This window comes from Chryseobacterium phosphatilyticum (assembly GCF_002899825.2).
Classification (GTDB): domain Bacteria; phylum Bacteroidota; class Bacteroidia; order Flavobacteriales; family Weeksellaceae; genus Chryseobacterium; species Chryseobacterium phosphatilyticum.
The window spans coordinates 1-706 of sequence record NZ_PPED02000027.1; the positions used below are offsets into that span (position 1 = coordinate 1).

Here is a 706-nt window from a genome sequence, read left to right on the forward strand (position 1 = left end):
ATGCTATTATATTCGAGTATCATAAATCAACCCGAATTATCCACATCTGTCATTGATATTATGTAAGTCTGACTTACTATATCACATAACAGATGTGGACAAGCCATTTTAATCAAACCGATGATCTAGTATGGCGTAAAAGATCCCTCGTCACCATATAAGATAAGTTTATATCCATCCGCTTCTACCAGTAAAGGCATTACTCTTTCAAATGCATGGGCTAACGTTCCATCTATAGCTCCTAGTTCAGGACCAAACTCTTCAGAACCGTAAGGCAAATTCAATATCGATTTGAATGCATCAATTCTCAACCAAAACATAGTGCCAGCAATAAAATATTTTACGCTCGCACCACTATTCCCTGATACATCCAAGATATTTTTTACCCATTCTTGATTGTCTACCATAACAGAAGAATGGTTGTTGTAGAACAAAGCAGATCTCGGAGCAACAATACCACAGTTGTCTTCATCCTGGAATACATCCATAACTGACTTAATAGCACTTGCTCCGACAATAGAATTAACTAAATCTCGTCTCCAACGTTCTCCACCTGAAATGTGAGGCGATTTTTTGCTATGTATTTTGCAAGCAAATTTGTAACCCATATCAGAAGCAATTTTTAGCGACTGCAAGAATGGCCAAACATCTCTGCCGCAATTTTCAGTGACAACCACTCTTACAGGCTTTAGAGCCTTTATTGCAT

1 protein-coding gene is annotated in these 706 nt (G+C 37.8%); it reads right to left on the reverse strand.

The window, feature by feature from the left end; all coding sequences use genetic code 11:
* Positions 1–125: 125 nt before the first annotated feature.
* Positions 126–706: rhamnan synthesis F family protein (locus C1631_RS23200; protein ID WP_228441479.1), on the reverse strand; the 581-nt coding region annotated here is incomplete at its 5' end.